The 24,251-nt window shown below is 32.7% G+C and carries 22 protein-coding genes; 20 read left to right on the forward strand and 2 right to left on the reverse strand.

The genetic code is table 11. The features are described 5' to 3' along the window. Positions 1 to 24: 24 nt before the first annotated feature. The 20 genes from ERL59_RS16400 (at position 25) to ERL59_RS16495 (ending at position 21,877) form a co-directional block, all read left to right on the forward strand. The gene (locus tag ERL59_RS16400; protein WP_160647314.1) at positions 25 to 615 is read left to right on the forward strand and encodes a tetratricopeptide repeat protein; all 591 of its coding nucleotides are present in this window, start codon (positions 25 to 27) and stop codon (positions 613 to 615) included. A 57-nt stretch (positions 616 to 672) separates the two neighbouring features. Continuing rightward, the gene (gene dinG / locus ERL59_RS16405; RefSeq protein WP_160647315.1) at positions 673 to 3,522 is read left to right on the forward strand and encodes an ATP-dependent DNA helicase DinG; all 2,850 of its coding nucleotides are present in this window, start codon (positions 673 to 675) and stop codon (positions 3,520 to 3,522) included. A gap of 26 nt (positions 3,523 to 3,548) precedes the next feature. Continuing rightward, positions 3,549 to 4,163 (forward strand): redox-sensing transcriptional repressor Rex, encoded by a 615-nt coding sequence (locus ERL59_RS16410; RefSeq protein WP_160647316.1) that lies wholly within the window; start codon positions 3,549 to 3,551, stop codon positions 4,161 to 4,163. 44 nt (positions 4,164 to 4,207) lie between these two features. After that, positions 4,208 to 5,113 carry a CPBP family intramembrane glutamic endopeptidase gene (locus ERL59_RS16415; RefSeq protein WP_160647317.1) on the forward strand — a complete coding sequence of 302 codons (906 nt, stop codon included), beginning with the start codon at positions 4,208 to 4,210 and terminating at the stop codon, positions 5,111 to 5,113. Positions 5,114 to 5,201: 88 nt separating this feature from the next. Beyond that, positions 5,202 to 6,491 carry an amidohydrolase gene (locus ERL59_RS16420; RefSeq protein WP_160647318.1) on the forward strand — a complete coding sequence of 430 codons (1,290 nt, stop codon included), beginning with the start codon at positions 5,202 to 5,204 and terminating at the stop codon, positions 6,489 to 6,491. A 2-nt stretch (positions 6,492 to 6,493) separates the two neighbouring features. Next, positions 6,494 to 7,018: a cell wall elongation regulator TseB-like domain-containing protein gene (locus ERL59_RS16425; RefSeq protein WP_160647319.1), complete on the forward strand. Its 525-nt coding sequence runs from the start codon at positions 6,494 to 6,496 to the stop codon at positions 7,016 to 7,018. 122 nt (positions 7,019 to 7,140) lie between these two features. Next, entirely contained in the window at positions 7,141 to 7,665 is a 525-nt protein-coding gene (locus tag ERL59_RS16430) for a cation transporter (protein ID WP_160647320.1), read from the forward strand. A 2-nt stretch (positions 7,666 to 7,667) separates the two neighbouring features. Beyond that, positions 7,668 to 9,149, forward strand: a complete 1,482-nt coding sequence (locus tag ERL59_RS16435) for an AAA family ATPase (protein WP_160647375.1) — start codon at positions 7,668 to 7,670, stop codon at positions 9,147 to 9,149. A 263-nt stretch (positions 9,150 to 9,412) separates the two neighbouring features. Continuing rightward, the gene (locus ERL59_RS16440) at positions 9,413 to 9,712 is read left to right on the forward strand and encodes a hypothetical protein (protein WP_160647321.1); all 300 of its coding nucleotides are present in this window, start codon (positions 9,413 to 9,415) and stop codon (positions 9,710 to 9,712) included. Between the two features lie 196 nt (positions 9,713 to 9,908). Next, a complete protein-coding gene (locus ERL59_RS16445) occupies positions 9,909 to 12,155 on the forward strand; it encodes a YcdB/YcdC domain-containing protein (RefSeq protein WP_160647322.1) in 2,247 nt (748 codons plus the stop codon). 181 nt (positions 12,156 to 12,336) lie between these two features. After that, positions 12,337 to 12,663, forward strand: a complete 327-nt coding sequence (locus tag ERL59_RS16450) for a PadR family transcriptional regulator (protein WP_160647323.1) — start codon at positions 12,337 to 12,339, stop codon at positions 12,661 to 12,663. Beyond that, positions 12,660 to 13,970 carry a DUF2812 domain-containing protein gene (locus ERL59_RS16455; RefSeq protein ID WP_160647324.1) on the forward strand — a complete coding sequence of 437 codons (1,311 nt, stop codon included), beginning with the start codon at positions 12,660 to 12,662 and terminating at the stop codon, positions 13,968 to 13,970. Before ERL59_RS16450 ends, ERL59_RS16455 begins: the two co-directional genes overlap by 4 nt. Positions 13,971 to 14,081: 111 nt before the next feature. After that, the gene (locus ERL59_RS16460) at positions 14,082 to 14,510 is read left to right on the forward strand and encodes a hypothetical protein (protein ID WP_160647325.1); all 429 of its coding nucleotides are present in this window, start codon (positions 14,082 to 14,084) and stop codon (positions 14,508 to 14,510) included. Positions 14,511 to 14,685: 175 nt separating this feature from the next. Further along, the gene (locus ERL59_RS16465) at positions 14,686 to 15,804 is read left to right on the forward strand and encodes a carbohydrate kinase (RefSeq protein WP_160647326.1); all 1,119 of its coding nucleotides are present in this window, start codon (positions 14,686 to 14,688) and stop codon (positions 15,802 to 15,804) included. Next, positions 15,794 to 16,717, forward strand: coding sequence for a pseudouridine-5'-phosphate glycosidase (locus ERL59_RS16470; RefSeq protein WP_160647327.1), 924 nt, complete (start codon positions 15,794 to 15,796; stop codon positions 16,715 to 16,717). Before ERL59_RS16465 ends, ERL59_RS16470 begins: the two co-directional genes overlap by 11 nt. A 220-nt stretch (positions 16,718 to 16,937) precedes the next feature. Next, positions 16,938 to 17,807 (forward strand): 3-hydroxyacyl-CoA dehydrogenase family protein, encoded by an 870-nt coding sequence (locus ERL59_RS16475; protein ID WP_160647328.1) that lies wholly within the window; start codon positions 16,938 to 16,940, stop codon positions 17,805 to 17,807. Further along, positions 17,804 to 19,000, forward strand: coding sequence for an acetate/propionate family kinase (locus tag ERL59_RS16480; protein ID WP_160647329.1), 1,197 nt, complete (start codon positions 17,804 to 17,806; stop codon positions 18,998 to 19,000). The genes ERL59_RS16475 and ERL59_RS16480 overlap by 4 nt, the downstream gene beginning before the upstream one ends. A gap of 50 nt (positions 19,001 to 19,050) precedes the next feature. Beyond that, on the forward strand, positions 19,051 to 20,346 hold the full coding sequence (asnS, locus tag ERL59_RS16485; protein ID WP_160647330.1) for an asparagine--tRNA ligase: 1,296 nt from the start codon (positions 19,051 to 19,053) through the stop codon (positions 20,344 to 20,346). Between the two features lie 72 nt (positions 20,347 to 20,418). After that, positions 20,419 to 21,099, forward strand: coding sequence for a DnaD domain-containing protein (locus ERL59_RS16490; protein ID WP_160647331.1), 681 nt, complete (start codon positions 20,419 to 20,421; stop codon positions 21,097 to 21,099). 130 nt (positions 21,100 to 21,229) lie between these two features. Further along, a complete protein-coding gene (locus tag ERL59_RS16495) occupies positions 21,230 to 21,877 on the forward strand; it encodes a hypothetical protein (protein ID WP_160647332.1) in 648 nt (215 codons plus the stop codon). A gap of 99 nt (positions 21,878 to 21,976) precedes the next feature. On the opposite strand, the gene ERL59_RS16500 is transcribed toward ERL59_RS16495, so the two are convergent. Beyond that, a complete protein-coding gene (locus ERL59_RS16500; protein WP_160647333.1) occupies positions 21,977 to 22,363 on the reverse strand; it encodes a hypothetical protein in 387 nt (128 codons plus the stop codon). A 230-nt stretch (positions 22,364 to 22,593) separates the two neighbouring features. Further along, positions 22,594 to 24,039, reverse strand: coding sequence for a cardiolipin synthase (gene cls / locus ERL59_RS16505; RefSeq protein ID WP_160647334.1), 1,446 nt, complete (start codon positions 24,037 to 24,039; stop codon positions 22,594 to 22,596). Between the last annotated feature and the right edge of the window lie 212 nt (positions 24,040 to 24,251).

Genomic DNA, 24,251 nt, shown 5'->3' on the forward strand with positions numbered 1-24,251 from the left:
ATCACTGAAGGTAGGGATGTACCCATGTTCAGGGAATTGTTTGATTCAATGAATCAAGTTTTGGACGAAATTATGATTGAATACTCATCAGCTACAGAAGATAAAAAAGGGGAATTAAATGAGCAGATTAAAGCCTTAAAAGAAATGAGCAATTCATTTATTGAAGAATGGTTGCTTTTTGAAGAGAAAATGGATAAGTTTAATGAGGTACATTTAGAACTACCAAAACCTACATTATCCATAATGTCTAAACAAGAAAATTCGTTTATACAAGAAATTAATAGTGATTATTTTCAAAAAGGACTCGGATATTTTAAACTTTTAATGTATAATCAGGCCGTTGATCATTTTAATAAAACAGTTAGTGATCATCCAGAATTTTTATTATCGAGAGTATTTTTAGCATTATCTTATTTAGAACTTGGAGAAAAAAATGAAGCATATAATCATTTTCAATTTGTGACTTCTGTTTCTGAAAATGATAAAATTAATGCCATTTCATACAACGCAATGGGATGTATTCAAATGTTTCGTAAAAATGTGGAAAAAGCAGAAGAATATTTTAATATGGCCAAAAAAATTGATCCTGCTTTAAGTTTTTATTCCCTTTCTTAGACATTTTTTGATATCCTTTAATGGAGTGTGGTTTTAGAAGGGAAGGAAACATAAAAGATGAAATTTGCAGTCTTAGATTTTGAAACAACAGGAAATCAATTCGAAGATCGTATTATACAAGTTGGACTTGTTGTTATAGATAATAAAATAATTACAGAAACTTATACATCATTTGTAAATCCCCAAATAGAAATACCTGCATTTATAACTGAATTAACAGGAATTTCTAATAATATGGTGGAAAATGCTCCTCTAATTAACGAAGTAATCACTCAATTTCAACCTATGTTGAAGGATTGTATATTGGTTGCTCATCACGCTGCATTTGATTATGGCTTATTACAAAAAGCTTTAGCAGAAGCAGGATATCCTACCTTTCATGGCAAAGTATTAGATACCATAGATTTACTGCGCTTAATGTATCCTGAAATGACAAGTTTGCAGTTGTCTATGGTTTCTGATTCATTGGGAATTCATCATGATAAACCTCATCAAGCGGATAGTGATGCTTTAGCAACCGCAAATATTTTAATGCAATGCATTGAACGTTTCTTTAACTTACCTTTGTTAACTGTGCAAAGGATTTCTCAAATTTTTGAACCAATGACTGATGATTTAGCTTGGTTTATTCATGAATTAAAAGCTGAAGTGGAACTTGAAACAAGCTTGGATACTAACACTCATAAATACTTCAGACAATTTGCTTTAAACGTGAATGATTGGTCCGATGATTCTGCAGATTCAAATTTGAATCAGTTTGAACCCTCTAACTTAAATCCATCCTTTGAACATTTCATAAATGAAATAAAACATTCATTAAATGAACAGTTTGAAACATATAAAGAACGTCCTGCTCAAGAACAAATGATTCATGAAATATATCAATCATTTGAAAATGAACAGCATTTAATGATAGAAGCAAGTACAGGGACAGGAAAATCACTAGGATATTTAATCCCTTCACTTTATTTTGGTTTGATGAATCATGAAACCATTTTAGTGAGTACAAATACTATCAATTTACAAGCACAGCTCATGGAACGTGATATTCCATTATTGCATAAGATTTTTCCAGCCCACTTTCGTGCGGCTGTGTTAAAAGGAAGAAATCATTACCTTTGTTTAAGAAAATTTGAAAGTAAAATTAATTTAAAGGATATTGCAGATACACGTGAAGATCGTATCACTGCTGGGCAAATGTTAGTATGGTTAAGTGAAACAAATCACGGAGATGATGAGGAGGTTTCATTTGGAAGTAAAGGAAAGGAATTTTGGATGGATGTTGCAAGCGATGCTGATTCTTGCTTAAATCGAGCATGTCCTTGGTTTAAGAAGTGTTTTTATCATCGTGCTAAATATCAGGCAAACCAAGCGGATGTAGTTATTACGAATCATTCTATGATTATGACTGATGTCATTGCAGAAAATCGGTTATTGCCTTCCTATGACCATCTTATAATTGATGAGGCTCATCACTTTGAACAGGTAGCTAGTCATCATTTGGGAAGTAATCTAACTTATTTTTCTTTAATTAAAATATTAAATTGGCTTTATAAAGACAGCAAAAATGGTTTATTACCACATCTCCGTTTTCAATTGGAGCATTTGGAGGAAATAGATGGTCATTTATATATAGGGAAAATAGATAAAACGCTTGAAAAGCTAATACAAATTAAAGAAGAGTGGGACATTTTATCTAGCATGTTTTTTGATGTGATCATGAATAAAAGAAACACCTCTACAATGGAAGCAGGGCAAATCGTTCTTCGATTAAAAGAGGATCAACAACCAGAATCCTGGAGCTCCATTACAACAACTGAACAAAATATATATCTTGAACTGAATGAAGTTTTAAAAATATGCAATGAGTTGTTAACTATCTTAAAAGAATATCAAGATGAATATGATTTTCAAAGCTTAGCAACTGATCTTTCCGGTGCAATGAAAGATTTATTCCAGTTAAGGGATGATCTTAGATTGTTTGTTCAAATGAATGACTACAATGAAGTTTATTGGATAGAAGCAAATGCTCATTTCAAACACAAATCAATCCAATTAAAGCGAGTACCTATTGACGTAAGTGAAATATTGAAACAAAACTTCTTTGAAGTGAAAAATAGTATAATAATGACATCAGCAACAATGTCTGTCAATGAAACTTTTCAATATTCATTGGAACAGATCGGTTTAGAAGATGATTTGAAAAATGAAAGATTGCGTACTGTTCAACTTCCTACAGCTTTTAATTACCGTGAGCAATCCTTGGTTTGCATCCCAAGAGATTTCCCAGCTATTCGAGGTGCTGATGGGGATGAACATTTTATACAAAGCTTAACAAATTCTTTAATTGACGTTGCAATACAAACTCAAGGTAGAATGCTTGTATTATTCACATCCTATCGCATGCTTAAGCAGGTACATGAGAGTCTGAAAGACGCTTTAAAACCACAAGGTTTTCAAATCATAGGTCAAGGTGTCGATTCAGGAAATAGAAGCAAATTAACTCGTATGTTTCAAAATAGTGATAAAGGTATATTACTAGGTGCAAGCAGTTTCTGGGAAGGTGTAGATATTCCAGGTAAAGTACTTAGCTGTTTGGCTATTGTTAGATTGCCTTTTCAGCCACCAAATGATCCTGTTGTTGAGGCTAAATGCGATTATTTAAAGGAAAAGAAGCAAAATCCATTTATGAAGTATTCTGTTCCTCAAGCTGTCATAAGGTTTAAACAGGGGTTTGGAAGACTCATTCGCACTGAAAAAGATAAAGGTATTGTTATTATTTATGATACCCGAGTCATTCATACACAATATGGTAAACATTTTTTATATTCACTTCCAAAGCCTAAAATAGAACATATGAAATCAGAGCAGATGGTGCCACGAATCCAAGAATGGTTTTTGGATTGATGAAGTAAGAAAAGAGGTTGTACAAAATGAAAAAAATTTCTGAAGCAGTTGTGAGAAGACTCCCGATCTATTTGAGGTTTTTAAATGAATTACATGTAAGAAATATTCAAACTGTATCATCAAGGGATTTTGGAGAGAAGTTAGGTATGAATCCTGCCCAGATTCGAAAGGATCTTAATTATTTTGGAGAATTTGGGAAAAAAGGAATCGGTTATGATGTACCTTATCTTATTGAAAAAATTCAACAGATATTGAAATTAGATCAGACAAATCATGTTGCACTAGTAGGTGCTGGTAATTTAGGTCATGCATTGTGTAATTATAATATTTATTTAAAAAGCAATATGAAGATTACGGCTGTATTTGATGATTTCCCTGAGAAAATAGGGAGCCAAATTAACAATTTAATCGTTCAACCCATGAACGAGCTTACAGAAACTGTACAATCACAAAAAATCAGAATAGGTATTATCACAGTTCCTGCCATTGAAGCACAAAATGTTGCAGATGCTTTTGTGAAAGCTGGTATTGAGGCCATTTTAAATTTTGCTCCTAAAATTATAAAAGTTCCACCTGAAATTAAAGTACATCATGCAGATTTTACAACTGAGCTACATAGCTTGGCGTATTATTTAGATTAGAAAATGATGATATATATTAGAAAGTTAAGGTGATGAAGAAATTTATGTCTGAAGGAACGAATAATACATTATTAAAAGTTATTGGCAAGGTTTTATTAAGTTTATTATTGGCATTATTCATTACATTTATATTATCTATAGTTTCGACACTTTTATATGTATTCATTTCAAATGATCCAGTAGCTCTTGAATCTATTGCCGGTTCTGTTGATTTAAACGATCCAGTGATTGTTTTAGTATTATACATACCACAAGTTTTAGGTTTTATATTGGCAGTTATTTTGATGTATATTATATTTGAAAAAAAACAGAAGTGGTTTATCGGATGGAAGCAACGTGATTGGGGCAAACAAGTTTTATTTGGATCTATCATCGGAATGATATTAATGTCTATTTCATTTTTAATCATATGGATATTAGGTGGAGTCACTGTTGATTCTATAAACGCTAACTCTGGATTATGGATACAGTTGGCCTTATCCTTCTTGATATTTATTTTAACTGCCGTTAATGAAGAGCTGTTTTGTAGAGGTTATTTGCAGGGGTTATTTAAATATCATTACGGAGTATGGCCTGCAATACTAAGTTCAAGTTTTATTTTTGCTGGATTACATTTGTTTAATGCTTCCGTACTAGACTCTCCGCTTCCCCTAATCAATATATTTTTAGTAGGTGTTTTGCTGGCGTTAAGTAGAGAGGTTAGTGGTGGGCTCTGGATGCCAATAGGCATTCATTTAACATGGAATTATTTTCAGGGAAATATTTTTGGGTTTGAAGTTTCTGGAAATGAAGTGAATTCATGGATTCAAATTAGCTCTCAAGGTTCATCACTTATTAATGGTGGTTTATTTGGGGCTGAGGGTAGTATAGTGGCTACCTTAGTTATTCTTGTTGCCACTTTTACTTTCATTAAATGGGTTCAAAAACATTCCCATTTGACTTTATCGTAACGTAAACGTTTATAATTAAAATCATACAACTTATAGAATAAAAAGAATCTTTAGTGAGTTTATTGAAATGAAAAGAGAGGAATCAAGAATGAAATTATTCATTAAAAATGGAACATTTATTACAATGAATGGGAATGAAACGATTAAAGATGGTTATATGGTTGTTGAGAATGAGTTTATTCAGTATATTGGTAAAGAAAAACCAGTTGAAAATGACTATGATCAGATTATAGACGGTTCTAACCGAATCTATATGCCTGGATTAGTGAATACACATAATCATGCAGCAATGTCATTGTTACGTGGTTACGCAGATGACTTGGCACTTCAAATATGGTTAGAGGATTATATGTGGCCTATGGAAGCTAAGTTTACAAGTGAAGAGGTAAGATGGGGGACATTCTTGTCTATATTAGAGATGATCAAGGGCGGGACTACCTGTTTTGTAGATATGTATGATCATATGGATGTAGTGGCACAAGCAGTTGAAACATCAGGGATGAGAGCATGTTTAACGAGAGGTATGATCGGTTTTGGGGGTAAAGAAGTACAAGATGCAAAGTTAAATGAGGCGAAAACTTTTGCAAAGAATTGGCATGGAAAAGCCAATGGAAGAATTACAACCATGATGAGTCCTCATGCTCCTTATACTTGCCCTCCTGAATTTATAGATAAAATTGTACAAGCTGCTTCAGAACTTCAACTCCCTATTCATACTCATATGTCGGAAACACGTCATGAAGTTTTGGAAAACGAGAAACAGTATGGTTTCAGACCTGTAGCACATTTGCAAAAGTTGGGTGTGTTTGATCAATCTTGTCTTGTCGCTCATGCAGTACATTTAACGGATGAGGAAATTGGTATATTGAAAGAACATTCCGTACACATTTCACATAATCCAGGAAGTAATTTGAAATTAGCAAGTGGAATTGCCCGATTACCTGAGTTAATGAAAGAAGGAATTCTTGTTTCTTTAGGAACAGATAGTGCGGCGAGTAATAATAATTTAGATATGTTTGAGGAAGTAAGGTTGGCTGCATTAATCCATAAGGGAAATACCTTTGACCCCACAGCAATCCCTGCAGTGGATGCGTTACGTTTAGGTACAATTGATGGTGCAAGATCAATATGGTTAAATGATGTTGGAATGTTAAAAGAAGGTATGAAAGCAGATTTTATCAGTGTTAATAGCAACCAAGCTCATTTATTACCTAAATCAGATGTTATATCACATATCGTATATTCAGCTTCTGCAAGTGATGTTGTAGATGTATGGGTTGATGGTAAACAGCTTGTTAAAAACAAAGAACTTCTTACTTTAGATGAAGAAAGAATTAAATATGAATTTAATGCTTGTTTTGAAAGGTTAACCACATAATTATGGTTCGAGAATATGAACGAAATTTAAAAAAACAAAAAGTCATTAAATATAGTGTACTCATTTTTTTATTTCTTATTATCTTATTTATATGTTTTCGGTGGTATTATCTAATAATTCAAAGTCCACACCGAGCAGAACTAAAGAAAGCTATAACAAGAGCATATGCTGAAACTAATCTGATTGAAGTAATTGATACTGATACATTTGTTGGAGATGAGGTATATACCATTATTTATGGTTTAAATGACGAAGAACAGAATATCATTGTTTGGTTAAGTGAAAATTATATTCATACTGAATTAGCTTCTGATGGCATCTCAAAAGATCAAGTCAAAGAACGTATATTTAGCGATAAACCAGATGTAGAACTTTTGCGTGTTACTCCAGCAAAATGGACTGATGAATGGGCTTGGGAAGTATTTTATAAACGTGACGAAGAAAAAGGAACAAGACACTATTATGATTTTTATCGCTTTGAAGATGGTGAATGGTTAGAAACATATACCATGAGTGTAATGAGATAAAAGACGTCCGAGAACAATCGGACGTCTTTTTTTCCACACATTACATTCGAAGCAACATACATATATGTGATATACTAGATGTACATACTAAAATGATATACTATTTTGAGGAGGCGTATAATATGAAATTTCGTCCTATACCCATTTTAGTTACTTTAGTGATTTCATTTTCAGTTTTATTTGGTGGATGGTCTCTATACAATAGTTACGCCTTAACTAATCCTATGACAGATATAATTTCTAATATAGATGGTGTGAATGAAGTAAATACAGCTTTTGATGCGGATCAAGTAACAATTGAATTAACATTAGATCCCAACATTAGTATAAGAGAAGTCATTCAACAGATTGAAGCTGAAGGGAAGTCTGTTATTAACGACCGTGAAGTAACATATCACATACAGGATGATTCTAATCATAAGATAGACGAGTGGTGGTCTTCTTCTTTATTTGATGTTGCTCAAGCAATGGAAAATAAACAATATGGAGACATCCCTTTAAAACTTGAGCAACAGATACATGAATTAGAAGGTTTAGAGGTGAAAACAGAGATAGATGATTCGAATGTTTATGTACAATTAAAGCTTGATGAACATTTTAAAGTCATTATTTTACCTCGAACACCTGCGGAATTGGAGGTTTGGTAATGATGAATAAATACGGAAAAGAAATCGCTTTGGGTTTCCTACCCGTCCTCATCTTATTTTTATTGTATATTGGTGTAAATGTAACACCCATAGTTGTAATCTTAGCATTAGGCTTTGCAGTATTTTATTTTACTAAAGTAAAAGGAACCGTAGGTATTCAGGGGGAGAGAAAACGTTCTGAAGCTAAGATTTCACAATTAACATTTGAAGATATTGGCGGGCAAGAGAGTGCAAAAAATGAATTGAAGGAAGCACTAGATTTTTTAATTCATAAAGATGAAATCGCAAAGTTGGGGATTCGTCCTTTGAAAGGGATTTTGTTAACAGGACCTCCTGGAACAGGTAAAACATTGTTGGCCAAAGCAGCCGCACACTATACAAATTCAATATTTGTATCAGCATCAGGAAGTGAATTTGTTGAGAAATATGTTGGGGTAGGAGCTAGTCGTATTCGTGATATGTTTAAAGAAGCAAAGATGAAAGCGATCAAGGAAAAAAAAGAAAGTGCTGTAGTTTTTATTGATGAAATTGATGTCATTGGAGGCAAACGTGATGGTGGACAGCATCGTGAATATGATCAAACTTTAAATCAGTTATTAACTGAAATGGATGGTATTCATACGGCGGATACACCTCGTATACTTATGATGGCAGCAACAAACAGAAAGGAAATGTTGGATAGTGCCCTTCTTCGCCCAGGACGTTTTGATCGACAGATTCAAGTTGATCTTCCTGATAAAAAAGGCAGATTCCATATTCTTAATATTCATGCGAAAAATAAACCTATTCATAATGAGGTAGATTTAAACAAAGTTGCAGCTGAATCTTATGGGTTTTCTGGTGCACAGTTAGAGAGTGTAATGAACGAAGCAGCGATATATGCAATGAGAAATAAGGAAAAAGACATTCAACATACACATCTTTCTCTAGCAATAGATAAGGTGATGTTAGGTGAAAAAACGGATAAAGAATCCACCAAAGAAGAGCGAGAAAGAGTTGCCCTTCATGAATTAGGCCATGCCATTATGGCTGAATTAGTTCGACCTGGCTCTGTATCACAAGTATCATTAACTCCAAGAGGTCATGCTCTAGGATTCGTGCGTCATAACCCGCAAAAAGATCAGTATTTATATACGAAGACCTATTTGGAACAGCAAATTCAAATTGTTTTAGGTGGTTCAGTAGCTGAACAAATATTTTATGGAGGTAGAAGCACTGGATCGAGGAATGATTTCGAAAAAGCATTAAATCTAACAGAAAATATGATTTATTCAGGTCTAACTGATCTAGGAATTGTGAATCAAGATATGGTTACAAAAGAAGATTTATTAAAAACAACCACAGGCATTTTAGATGATTTAACTAAAAAAACGCGTGAGGATTTAGATCAATATAAACCTGTATTTGAACAATCTTTACAAATATTAATTGATGAAGAAGTTTTAAATGGTGAAGAATTTAGAGAATTAATGCAAAACAACTAGATCCATAGTCTTAATTTACACCTTCAGTTGAAGTTATATAGGACCATCCTCATGATTAATATTACTCATTGTGGATGGTTTTATTATGTTTTATGAAAATTATGAAACGAATTTCCTATTTACGATCCTTATTGGATTTTGTAAGATTTATACATATAGTTGAGTTTTTAATAGTATAATTATAATTTAATGATGAATACTTTAAGCAATTGAATCATAAAAAGAAAGAACTGAATTAAAAAAGATTGTATGAGGTGATGAAAATGGACACACCACAAGAGTTAATAGATGAATTTGTTGACGCATCAGTTAGATATGGGGAAGCATTAGAAATTGGAGATTTTAATCAAACCATCATAGAAAGAGCTAATATTTATAAAATTAGAGAATATGTAAATGGTTCTGAATATGTGGATGAATTTAAAAAGTTATTAGATCATTCAAATGATTATGTTAGATATAAAACAGCATTTTGTATTATGCCATTTGAGCCTGATAAAGCTAGGGAGATTATAAAAGAACTATCACAAAAAAGCGGTTTTTGGGAAATAGGCCAAAAGTAATAAAAAGCCATTATTAAGGTGTTACACCTTGATAGTGGCTTTTTTATACTTTTAGCATTTATAAATATCAAAAATGCTTCATATGAATAAGATCATATTTGTATTATTAGTAGAAAGAGCTGATTCAGTGATTTAATTAATAAATAAGTTGTTGACTTCTAGAACAAAATTTTAAAAAGGAGGATAAAGATTGCAAATGAAAAAGAAAATAGTAGTTTTGTTTTTAACATCCGTATTATTTATAAGCAGTTTTATGTCAAGTGTTAGTGCAGAGAAAATGACTAAAACAACTTTCATTGAAATAGGCACAACACCAATCGGAATCAGTAATATAACTTCAAATAGTAATACATCAAGTAAACATGATATGTCAAGAAATGAACTTGTGAGTATAATAAGAGAATTATTTCCAAACCAATTTGATTTCATTCATGATGAAGAATTTGAGTTGGAAACTTTAAATGATGAAGAAGGGTATAGGATATCGTTTTATAAAAGGTTTAGTGAAAATAAAAGTATATATGGAGATTTCCAATTTGATGAGTCCATGCAACTAATAAGTTATTATTATGATGCGGAAGATTTGAGAATGAATCAAGATGCTCTTTTTCCGCCAAAGGTGGAGCGTGATCAAGCAAAAGAGATTGCTAGAGAATTTTTAAATACGATTCAATTAACAAACGTTGAATTTAAAAATGACTCTTTTCAATTTGGGAATACGTCACCGTTAACAGAACCAATCGAATATCGCTTTTCTATTATTGCAAAAGAAAAGGGTATACCAATACATGATCAACAGGGAAGTATTACTGTTCTAAGTGATGGTGACATTACTAGGTATTATAATAGAAACAGTAGCAGCAGTGAAACATTTGAAGATATAAGCAACATTTCATCTTTAGAAACGATAAAAGAACAAGTTGAAAAAGACATCAATCTTGAATTGGTCTATTTAATAGATTGGGATTATCGGAACGATGAAATCCAAGCATATCTAGCCTATGGTTTAAATCCTAATTTTGATAAAGTTTATGCGGAAGATGGTTCTTATTTATTAAATGGTGACTTAACAAATGATCTTAAGCCAAATCTAAAATACAAATTCATCAGTGACTCTCCTCCACAAAATACTAACTTTTCTAAAGAAGATGCTGAAAAATTGGCTATAGAATTGTTATCCCCTGTAGACGAGGGTGTTGAGCTTGTAATACAAAGTGTGAACGAAGAGGGACGTTCAGGTCTCTCAACTTATGAAGTGAATTATATGTATTATTTTGGAAATTCAGGCACAGGGTCTAGTGTGAGTTTTGATAAAGAAACTGGGGATGTATTAAGTTTTTATAAAACTGATTATAGAAATCAAATTTCCTCTTCTGAACAAAATAGTATGATCACCTTGAATGAAGCTTCAGCTAAAGCTATCGAATATATAAAAAAATATGCACCCGCCAAAACTCATGAATTGGTTTATTATGAAAATGGAAGTAACTTGAATCAAACTTATTTGAGATTTGGAGAAGGAACAGAATATGTTTTTCATTTTCCACAGTATAAAAACGGTATAAGAATTGAAGGAAATGGTGCAGATGTTTCTGTGAGTAAAACAGATGGAACTTTATTAAGGTTGAATGTAAATGATTATCAGCCTAGTCAGTGGCCAAATCCAGAAGATGCATTATCTCTAGAAAAAGTGATACCCGAATTTAAAAAGAATATGAGATTAGATTTAATTTACGATGTGAGTCCGGATTATAAAACCGGAGGAGAAAAAAATTACATTCCTTATTATAATATAAGTTTTGCTCCTGATGAATATAGTTTTTATGATGCTATTCAGGGAGAATGGGTACTTCGAAGTTACGTATCAGACCAATTGTCGCCTAATGTTGAAATAGAACATCCATGGGCAAAAAAAGAAATCAATCATCTGATTATGAAAAAAATTATTTCTTTTGATGAAAACGAAATAATTGATCCATATAAATCATTATCTGTTGGAGAAGGCTTGAATATACTCATAAAATCAATTAATGATTCTTATGATATTAGTGATGCAGAAGTTATCTCTCAAACCTTCTCAAATATTAATGCAGAGCATGATGATTTTCATATCGTAGAGAGAGCCGCTTTTCAAGAAATTATTAATGCTCAAGTAAATTCTTTTGCTGTAGATGAAATTTTAACTAGAGAAAAATTAGCATATTGGTACGTTCGTGCATTAGGTTTGCAAAAGTTGGCTCAGCAAATAAATCTATATGTTATTGATTTTGCAGATACTGAACAAATTTCAGAAGAATATTTAGGGCATGTTGCTATAGCAAACGCTTTAGGTTTATTAACAAAGAATCAAAATGATCAATTTCGTCCACAGGCATCGGTATCATTGGCGGAAGTCTCTGTTTCCGTTATTCGTTTAGCGAATATGATGGATGAGTTTGAGTGATGTAGCATTATTAAAATAATTTTAGGGCTATAAGTATCCTATAGTCCTTTTTTCATTGGGTTTTGGAGTAATGCAACATATAGTTTATTTGTAATTGACTCGATAGAAAGTTTGTGATACTATATCGATATTAGATATATTAGATATCGATATAGTAAGCATTTAGTTATGAGGTGAAGTTGTGGCAAGAGAGCAATTAAAAAACTTAACAGAACCGATGTATTATATCCTCCTTGCATTAACAACAGAGCAGCATGGTTACGGGATCATGCAACAAGTAGATAAAATTACAAATGGACGAGTAAAGATTGGAGCAGGAACACTTTATGCACTTCTTTCTCGATTTGAAAAGGAGCATCTGATTGTTCAAGTTGCAGAAGATGGCAGAAGAAAGATCTATTCATTAACTGAAAAAGGTTTAGGGATATTAAACGATGAATATGTAAGGCTTAATAGATTAGTACTTGATGGGAAGGCATATTTAAATAAAAAGGGTGAGAAAAAATGAGTAAGAATACGAAAAAAGTATTTTGGGGATTTCTGCTATTTGATTATAAAGCAGTGAATGAATACCTAGAAAAAATGGCGGAAAAGGGTTGGATGTTACAAAAAGTCGGTAGATATACAGCTCAGTTTAAAGCGATTGAACCACAAAGTATAAAGTTCTATGTAGATGTTTTCCCAGGATCTGTATTAAGTGCTGATAATAACCAAGAGTTGATTAACTACCGTGATCTTTGTGAGGAATCAGGTTGGATCTTTGTTGACGATTATTATCAATTACAAATTTTCTTTGCACCCTCAGATACCTCTACACCAATACCAATTCAAACGGATAAGGTAATTGAACAAAAAATTGCAGAGTCTAAAATAGTAAAAAATGAGTTGCTGCCATTTACCTTATTACTACTTTTTTACCTTTTGATATTTGCTTCAGATTCTCTTAATCCATTTCAAATTGAATATACAGAATTGCTTACTTTTATTGGTGTTACAAATACAGTTTTACTCCCATATATTATTTTCTTCAATCTCATAATCATATTATTGATGAGTATATGGGTCTTTAGAACTAGAAAGGCTGTAAAAAGAGGGATTCCTCTTCCAAAGCCAAACATAAAAATTGCAAAAATAAGGGGAACATGGTTTTACTTTTCATTTCTATTTATTTTTCTTATATACTTTATATCTATAATAGGAGATGTTATTTCTACTCCCATAACAGGGATCATTATGTTGTTTATTCCATTAATTGGTGTTTTTGGAGGCCTGTTTTTAAGAAAGTATGTTAAAAATAATGGATTAAATAATAAGAAAAGTATAATTTTTGTAGCTGTGAGTACGATTCTAATAGTAACAATAGGTGTAGTAATTATGATCTTTGGGATTATAAATGCAAGTGTTTTTATAACTAAAGAAAGGGAACTACCTCAAGGATACGAAGTTATGAAACTAGATGATTTTTATGATGGCAATAATGTAGTCCTTCATAGAAATTTTGACAATGGTAATAGTCCATTAGTACCAACTCATTATGATTATTATGAAATAAGTAAAAAGGGATCAATACGTACAGAACATTACCAAGCTATTAATTCTTATTTTGCTAAAATTATTTTTGATGGAATTATCGAAGAACATGATGAGAAGTTAATAATAACAAATCCAACGGATTGGAATGCTGATGATGTAGTGTTTTTGGATAATACAGGGACGATTTTAATATTAAAAAGTAATAAAGTAGTTTTGATAGATGGAGATTTTGATTTTAGTGATTCAAATACTCGAAATATTGTATTATCTAAACTATTTTAAAAATCTTAACCATAATCCCCTAGTGTACACTTATAGATGACTTTATTATTTTCTCAAAAAATGGGAAAGCTAAATGAACTAACTTATAAATCATCTACAGGAGTGTGAAATATGAATAAAATGAAACTGTGTTTTTATGTTTTGAATATTTTATTAATCTTGATTTTAATTAGTTGTACAAACAACAATAACAATATGAAAGAAGAACTAACTTTAGATGATGTGACAACTACTCTTATGGAAGAAGGAATTAAATTTAAAGAGGCGGAGAGAAATTCCAGAAGTATTTTTCAATTAGAACTAAATGGTGTTACTCCTAACGTCTATGCTGTTCAGGATAATGAACTATCCATTTATATTTTTGAAAATGAGGAAGAACGAAATAAAGGAATGGATGAGTTTAAAGAGAAGTTAGGTTCAGCAGAGATTGATGTAGACAAATATACACATGAAATCAATAATGTCACTATCTTTTATTTGTATCAGGGTGAAGATATAGATGAGCAGATGGAAAATGCAATTAACAAATTATCTAGTTAAAAAGTTTTAATATAAAAGTCTACTCCCTGATGAACAAGGAGTAGGCTTTTAAAATTTATTAAAATGTTCATGGTGAATGGAATAATTCCAAATTATCCCTTCCGTTGCCATGATCTAAACAAAAGTTTATAATATAAACAAGTATCATATAAATAATGATGAGGGCGGTGAAACTATGAATGTAAAAGAGCAGCGCATCCTTCATTTAATCCAAGAAAATCCCTTTATTACTCAAAACGAACTAGCAGAGATTTTGGAACTATCTAGACCAGCTGTAGCAAACTATATTTCCACTCTTACCAAAAAGGGAAAACTTGTAGGACGGGCATACATTTTACCTAAGGAAAAACATATTACTTGTATAGGTGGAGCAAATGTAGATCGAAAAGCGAAAGTGATAGGATCAGCACAATTTGGAACATCAAATCCAGTTACATCTTACAAATCAACTGGGGGAGTGGCACGAAACATTGCAGAAAACCTCGGTAGATTAGAAAATTCTGTTTCGCTTTTATCACTTGTAGGAGATGATGTTGAAGGTGAGTGGTTATTAGAAAAAAGCAAACCTTATATCGATATGAGTTTAATTTATAAAGTTCCAAACAGCAATACTGGAGATTATACAGCAGTTATTAATTCTGATGGTGAAATGGTCATTGCTTTATCTGAAATGTCTATTATCGATCAAATGGAAGTATCTCATGTACAAAAAAGATGGGGGCGTATTGCTGGTTCAGATTTAATATTAATGGATACGAATTTACCTCCAGATGTCATTGAACATACTATAAAACAAAGTTATATCAAAAACATCCCAGTTTGTATAGCTTCTGTGTCATCCCCTAAGATCAATAAGATTCCTAAGGATTGTACAGGAGTGACTTGGTTGATTTTAAACAGAGACGAAGCTGAAACTTTAACAGGCATCCCTTTAAATGAGAAAAACAACTATAAAAAAGCAGCAAATTTAATGATAACAAAGGGAATAGAAAATGTAGTGATCACACTCGGAGAACAAGGGTTATTTTATGCTACTGGCAGAGGAGAGGCAAAGCATATTCATCCTCCAAAAATCCATGTTAAAGATGTTACAGGTGCTGGGGATTCACTAATAGCAGGAATAGTTTATGCCACGCTTCTAGGTGAAGATATACAAACGGCTTGTAAATATGGGATGTCTTGTTCAGTAATGACTTTACAAACGAATGAAACAGTACATTCTGGATTAAACAAAAAAATGTTACATGAAAATTATATAACTTATTTTGAAGGGGAAGATCAACATGAAACTTGAGTCATTCATACAATATTCAAACGAAGTTTTAGCAGCCCGAAATAATAATAAACCTATAGTTGCTTTAGAATCTACAATTATCTCTCATGGAATGCCTTATCCGCAAAATGTTGAAACAGCGAAAGTAGTGGAACAGATTATTCGTGATCATGGGGCTGTCCCTGCTACAATTGCCATCATCAATGGAAAAATAAAAATAGGATTAACGGAAGATGAAATTGAGTTTTTAGCAAAAAGTGATGAGATTGAAAAAGCAAGTCGCAGAGATTTACCTTATTTATTAATGAAAAAGAAAAATGGTGCTACGACGGTTGCGGCTACGATGATTTGTGCACATTTAGCTAATATAGAAGTATTTGTAACAGGAGGAATTGGGGGTGTGCATCGTGAAGCTGAAACAACGATGGATATTTCAGCAGATTTACAGGAACTTGCTAAAACGAACGTAGCAGTCGTATGTGCTGGAGCAAAATCTATTTTGGATATTGGTTTAACATTAGAATATTTAGAAACACATGGTGTACCTGTTTTAGGATATGGAACCAAAACATTGCCTGCATTTTATTCACGTACAAGTGCATTTGAGGTAGATTATCAAGTGGACTCCCCAAGTGAAGTTGCACAGATGATAGATACGAAATGGGGGTTAGGATTAGACGGTGGAATTGTCATTGCTAACCCAGTTCCAGATGAAGCTGAACTTTCACCGGAATTTATAGATCAAATTATCCATCAGGCTTTATTAGAAGCTAAAGATAATCACATTTCTGGCAAAGAAACAACACCATTTTTATTAGACAAGGTAAAGGAATTAACAAAAGGTCAAAGTTTAGTGACTAATATAGCACTTGTGAAAAACAATGCTAAAGTGGGCTCACAAATTGCAGTTCAGCTTCACGATTTAAAGAAGTAAAAACTAGTGATAATTTTTTTAGGATGAGGACGGTGAACAACTATGTTGAACATCGTCTTTTTAGTATAATTAAACATAAGTTTAATCAGTACCTGTGAACATTTTGTGTAATTGATGAAAATGAATGTTACATTTGTTATGATCTTTTAGGGAAAATTAATTTACATGTAATTGTTTAACAAGTTATTTTCATAAATTTATAGATAAAAAGGTGATTTTCATGTTTAAAAAAATAGGTGTTGTAGGGGCAGGCACGATGGGTCAAGGCATTGCAGAAATGCTTTCCAAAAAAGGGCTCGAAGTGTACCTTGTAGAAAAAACAGAAGAAAAGTTAGAACAATCATGGAATAGTATTGAAATCAGCTTAGATAAACAATTGGAAAAATGGGCAATAACGGAAGCTGAGAAAAAATTGACTCTATCTAGAATAGAAAAAATTACTAATGTACATAAGCTTTCTGAATGTGAAATGATTATAGAAACGATTACTGAAAATTTACGTGAAAAGAAAAAAGTATTTGAAATGTTAGATGAAATTTGTTCCCCTGATGTTATTTTAGCTAGTAATACTTCAACATTAAGTTTAACGGAACTGGCAAGTAAAACAAAACATCCTGAAAGAGTAATTGGACTGCATTTTCTACACCCTGTTGCTGAAATCGACTTAGTAGAAATTATAAGAGGGTTAAGAACATCAGAAGAAACCTTTCTAACTACTTTGAAATTTGTACAAGAAACGATAGAGAAAAAAGGGATTATGGTTTATGAATCTCCAGGGTTTGTTACTTCCCGACTGATCTGTTTATTAATTAATGAAGCACTTCATACTTTAGAGGAAGGTGTCGCTTCAGCAGAGGATATTGATACAGCAATGAGACTGGGTTACGATTTCCGTTACGGCCCGCTTGAAATGTGTGATCGATTTGGATTGGATGCTGTATTGGCGGCGTTGGACCGTTTATTCCGTGAATTTGGAGATTTGAAATATCGTCCATCTTATTTATTGAAAAAGATGGTGAGAGCTGGTAATCTTGGAGTGAAAACAGGTGAGGGATTTTTTAGATATGATGTGGATGGTGATCGGATATGAAAGTATTAGTGATCAATGCAGGAAGTTCATCTTTAAAATACCAACTGTATAACATGGAAGATGAATCTGTACTTGCAAAGGGAAGAGTAGAAAGAATCGGTTTTGAATCGTCAATATTGACGCATGAACCTGAGGGTAAACAAGAAGTAACAGAAGTAAGTGAGATATTAGATCATACAACAGCAATAAAAAAAGTAGTACAAATATTAGTTCATCAAGAACATGGTATAATAACATCTGTTGATGAAATTGAAGCGGTGGGTCATCGTGTAGTGCATGGAGGAGAGAGTTTTTCTAACTCTGTCATCGTAACACAAGAAGTGAAACAAGAAATTAAAAAGTTGTTTGATTTAGCTCCATTGCATAATCCTGCTCATATGATGGGGATTCAAGCAGTTGAGATTACAATGCCAAACATTCCTCAAGTAGTTGTGTTTGATACCGCATTTCATCAGACCATGCCCGCATCTTCTTATCTTTATCCAATACCTAAGGCACTATATAAGAAATACAAAATCAGACGATATGGATTTCATGGAACTTCACATGATTATGTAAGTCAAAGAGCTGCAGAATTTTTAGGAAAAAACTTGGAAGATCTTAAAATCGTCACCTGTCATATAGGAAATGGAGTAAGTTGTACAGCTATAAAAGAGGGTAAATCTTTTGACACTAGTATGGGGATGACTCCATTAGAAGGGTTAATGATGGGTACACGAAGTGGAGATTTAGATCCTGCAGTTGTACCTTATATTATGGGGAAAGTAGATTTAAGAATATCAGAAGTCAATTCCATGTTAAATAAACATAGTGGGCTGATGGCTATTTCAGGACATACGAGTGATATGAGAGAAATTGAAGAGGACATGAATGAAGGAGATGCTAATGCTAAACTTGCTTTCGATATGTATGAATATCGATTGAGAAAATATATTGGCTCTTATGCAGCTGCAATGGATGGTATGGATGTACTTGTATTCACAGCAGGAGTTGGTGAAAACTCAGTTACATTAAGAAAAAGAATTTGTGAACAATTGACCTTTTTTGGTATTGAAATAGATGATAATATGAATGAGACTAGGTCTTCTGAGGAACGTAGAATTTCATCTAAACATTCAAAAGTAGAGGTTTTAGTGATACCTACAAATGAAGAATTAGTTATTGCTAGAGATACTTATAAACTTATAAAGTAAATAGGGGCAAGTAAAGCTTTCAATTAAAATCGATCTAAAAGGGTGATGATATGAGTAGTAAATGTTTGGTTCGTGAAGTTGGACAATATGTAGGACAAGAAGTTACAATCGGATGTTGGGTTCATAATAAAAGATCAAGTGGAAAAATTCAATTTTTACAATTAAGAGATGGTACTGGTTTTATCCAAGGTGTCATGGTTAAACAAGAAGTTGAAGAAGAGATCTGGTTAGCAGCTAAAGAGTTAACTCAAGAAAGCTCTTTATATGCGACAGGAATTGTAAGAGAAGAAGAGAGAAGTCCTTCCGGATTTGAGTTAACTTTAACTGGTGTAAAAGTGATTCATCTAACAAAAGATTATCCGATTACTCCGAAGGAACATGGAGTTGACTTTTTAATGGATCATCGCCATTTATGGATGCGTGCTCCTAGACAACGTGCTATTTTAGTGATTAGAAATGAAATTATTAGAGCCGTACATCAGTTTTTTAATGAAAAGGGGTTCACAATGGTGGATGCACCAATTCTTACACCTTCTTCATGTGAAGGAACGACAGAATTATTCCATACAAAATATTTTGAAGAAGATGCTTTTCTTTCACAGAGTGGACAACTTTATATGGAAGCAGCTGCAATGGCATTAGGGCGTGTTTATTCCTTTGGTCCAACATTCAGAGCAGAAAAATCCAAAACACGTAGACATTTAATCGAATTTTGGATGATTGAACCCGAGATGGCATTTGTAGAACATGAAGAAAGCTTACAAATTCAGCAACAATTCATTTCACACATTGTAGAATCTGTACTGAAAAATTGTCAGAAAGAGCTTAAGTTTTTAAAGAGAGATTTAAGTAAACTTGAACAAGTTACAGGGGACTTCCCTCGTATTACATACGATGAAGCAATTCAATTTTTACAGGAAAAAGATTTTGAGATTAAATGGGGAGAGGATTTTGGAGCTCCACATGAAACAGCCATAGCTGAACACTATGATAAACCTGTGTTTATTACACATTATCCAACAGAATTAAAATCATTTTATATGAAACCTGATCCAGAACGTCCAGAAGTCGTTTTATGTGCGGATCTTATTGCCCCTGAAGGATATGGTGAAATCATTGGAGGTAGTCAAAGAATTGATGATGAACAATTAATGGAGCAGCGATTTGTTGAGCATAAATTATCAGAGGAAGCCTATCAGTGGTATATGGATTTAAGAACATATGGCTCAGTTCCTCATTCTGGTTTTGGTTTAGGTTTGGAAAGAACAGTGGCTTGGATTTGTGGATTAGAGCACGTTCGTGAAACGATTCCATTCCCACGTTTGTTATATCGTATGTATCCATAAGTGAATGTTCAAAAAGTATGGAATAACCTCCTTTTTGAACAAAAGATAAAATCAAAGAGGAGGCATGATGGAATGAATAACAATTTTGACATCTCTCAGATATCAAAAGGAATTCAGTTAGGTATAAAAGAAGGAACTGTATCTGTTCCTAACTTGCTATTAAAATATTATAAAAAACTTAACCTTTCTGAAGTGGAAGTGATGATGATCATTCATATCCTTTCTTTTAAGGAAAAAGATCACAAAGATTTCCCAACATTAGAGGAAATTCAATTCAGAATGAGTGTCTCTCCCGATCAAGTGATTTACTTCATGCAAAAAATGATGAAGGACGGGATTTTAAATATAGATGATCAAATTGATCCTGTTTCAGGCATGCAGTCTGAACGATATAATTTGGAAGCTTTGAATGAAAAGTTAATTGATTGTTATGTAGATGATATTTTGATGTCGGATTCAGATGAATTAGATCATAATAAAATTGAATCACAAGATGAATCCAATCTATTTTCGGTATTTGAAAAAGAATTTGCCAGACCTTTATCACCCATGGAACTTGAAACGATATCTGGTTGGATTGATCAGGATCAATATAAAGAGGAACTTATTTTGGCCGCTTTAAAAGAAGCAGTTTTTGCAGGCAAAGTTCACTTTAGATACATTGATCGGATTTTATTAGATTGGAGTCGAAATCGAGTATTTACTGCTCAGCAAGCTAAGGATTATTCACAGAGATTTAGAGGAGCAAGATAATTTTAAATTTTTCATAATTAAAGCTATTGATAGTTTTGACTATTGATAGCTTTTTATGTGAAAATAAATGCACTCTTGCCTAGTTAGAGCATATACTGCCATTGTAAAAACATATCAAGGAAGAAGTGACTTGATCATGAGAAACAATGGGACAAATCGTATAAATCACAATAATAAAAATATGTATTCTTATAGACATCAAACAACTGACTATTTATCTCCTATAAATAATAAAGTTTATGTAGGGCAAACAATTTGGACCTACATTCCTAGTTACGGGAATGTGCGAGCATACGTAAGAAATATTGACCATTTTAATGGTATGGTGGGGTTGGATATACAAAATGTTTATGGCAGTTGGCAACCTATACAAGTCCATTATTCACATTTGGTTGGATCAGCTCCCCCCCCTTTGAGGGTAAATCCTTATCAAATTTTAAGTTGTATGAACAATTGGATTAAAATTAAATTAATTGACGGGACTGTGATTACTGCTTTTCTTAAATCCTTTAATATGAGTCAAGTAGAAGGTTTTGTCTCTCACAATGCTTATAAATCAATGACATGCCAAGGAAAGGTTATAACGAACGAAGAAGAAGCAAAACATTGTATCAATCGGTGGGTTACAGTGATACTACACAATGATATTTCACTATCTTTTTATTTAACAAGCTATGACCAAAACTATGTTGGCGGGTATTTAAAAGTATCTGAGCTATTTCCATTACTAAATAAGGTAGAATCTATTGACTGTTTAAGGAAATGCATCGAGAACTGATGCATTTTAGATTAAAAAGCTTCTTCACGGGGTGTGTGTGATAGAAGCTTTTTATGCCTTATAATTACTCTTTTGAACTCCCCTTTAAGACTTGAATTTTTAACATTCTGTGTCTTCTATTAATGGTGCACATATTTTCATTAACTGATCTTGAGTAAGGGTAAGACCACACACTGTAAATCCATCAGCATCTGCTGCAAAAGTATTCACGATGACGTTCTTACTACCTGGATGTTTGATCCTTATTTCATAGTGAACTGTATTTAAAGTATCATCAAACTCTACTGTTTCACCTGGAGATAAATCAACCTCCTGATCGAAGAGGACTACAGGTGGTGAGGGTACCCAATCTATGACTTGAAATCGAACTGTCTCTGATTTTTTTGAATTTAGATTCACTAGCTCTAAGTGTGCATTTACCGTATCTTCAGTCACATTTAATACTCCTGTTGATAACATTTTTCTTTTACTTTTTCTTTTTCTCATTAAAACACCTCCTATCATTGCAGATATAGTATTATATGCTTGATAGATTACTAATGTATAGACAAGTAACTCATGCTATTAAAAAAACTACTTCTACCTATTAATAAATCTATTAGAGTTTCTAGGACGACAAGCCAAGACGAATTAAACAACAAATGGTTCAATTGTTGGTCGAGGAACAAGTGCTAAGGGATTAAAAAGGAAAATAAACAACTTGAACTGATTTTCATCTATAAGAGAGGAGAAACTAATCTGGCTATTGATTCTTTAAATCTTATCCATAATGGAAATTTAGCATACTCGTCAAGTGTAAGTTCTCGAGATACTTTTATATCCTTTTGAAATGTTTCTGTCAGTCTTTGAGCAAATCCCTCATCATATAGAAAAGCATTTACCTCAAAATCTAATTTGAAACTTCTTACATCTATATTCGCTGTTCCAACGGATGATATTTTTTCATCGATAATAAGAGTTTTAGCATGTATAAAACCATCATCGTATATATAGACCGTTGCACCAGCTTTTAGTAATTCACCAATATAGGAAAGAGTCGCCCAATACACACAAATGTGATCTGGTTTATTAGGAATCATAATTTTAACCTTAACACCAGAAAAACATGCAATGCGAAGCGAATCCAATAAACTAGTGTCTGGAATAAAATAAGGTGTTTGAATGAACACGGATTTTTTTGCTAATTGAATCATTTTAATAAATCCATTTTTAATATGTTCCCATTCAGAATCAGGACCACTTGAAACGATTTGAATTCCGATATTCCCTTGAAAAGTGGGCTCTGGAAAGTATTCTGGACTATAGGTAATATTCTGTGAGTGGGATGCTTGATTCCAATCAAGAATAAAACGAGTTTGTTTCGAATGCACGGCTGTACCCTGTATCCTTAAATGTGTATCTCGCCAATATCCAAACTTTTGATTTTTCCCAAGATATTCGTTGCCAATGTTAAAGCCACCAACATAACCTATTTTTCCGTCAATAATAACTAACTTACGATGATTTCGATAATTTAGCCGCAGATTGATGAGACGAAATTTAGAAGGAAAAAAAGCTTCCACTATACCACCAGAATCTCGAAGTTTTTTGAAAAATCGTTTGGTTAATCTTCTTGAGCCTAAATCGTCATATAAAACCCGTACTTTAACCCCTTCTTTTGCTTTTTTTGCTAAAACTTCAATGAGTTTTTTACCGAGCTGATCGTTCTTAATGATATAGTACTGTAGATGAATATGGTCTTTTGCCCCTTGGAGATCTTTAAATAACATGTCGAACTTTTCTTGACCATCCGTAAACAATTCAACCGAATTATCTTCAGTTAAAACAACTCCATGAATTAAATGCATGTATACTAAATCTTCACTATCTTTAGTAGCTTGATTATGAAATTGGAATTGATGATTTCGAATTTGCATTAATTGAGTCCCTAACATTTTTTCACTTTTAATCTTTTTACGGTCCTCCCATTGAAAGAGGTGGTAACGCCTAAGGTTTTGTCCGAAAAGAAGATACAATATAAATCCGAGTAAAGGAATAAATAATAACACCAGTAACCAAGCCCATGAAGAACCTACATCTCGTCTTTCCCGAAATATAACAATAAGTATAAAAAACATATTTAATACAATAACTAGTTGAAACAATAAAGTAATAATATACATAATGAAATCCTCACAAAAAATGTTATGTTTTTGTCTTGATCCTAAAATTCCCTTTATGGTTAATGTTGATTTATAGATAATGTTTAAATGGTAAGTTTTTATCTATTATCGCCACTTATATGAATATCATCCAGAAAATTGTATTTAAAATATTCTGCTATCTCCTCACAATATCGTTGAGCTATAACTATGATTTTATAATTTTTTTATAT

Source organism: Chengkuizengella marina, assembly GCF_009910845.1.
Lineage (GTDB): Bacteria > Bacillota > Bacilli > Paenibacillales > KCTC-33759 > Chengkuizengella > Chengkuizengella marina.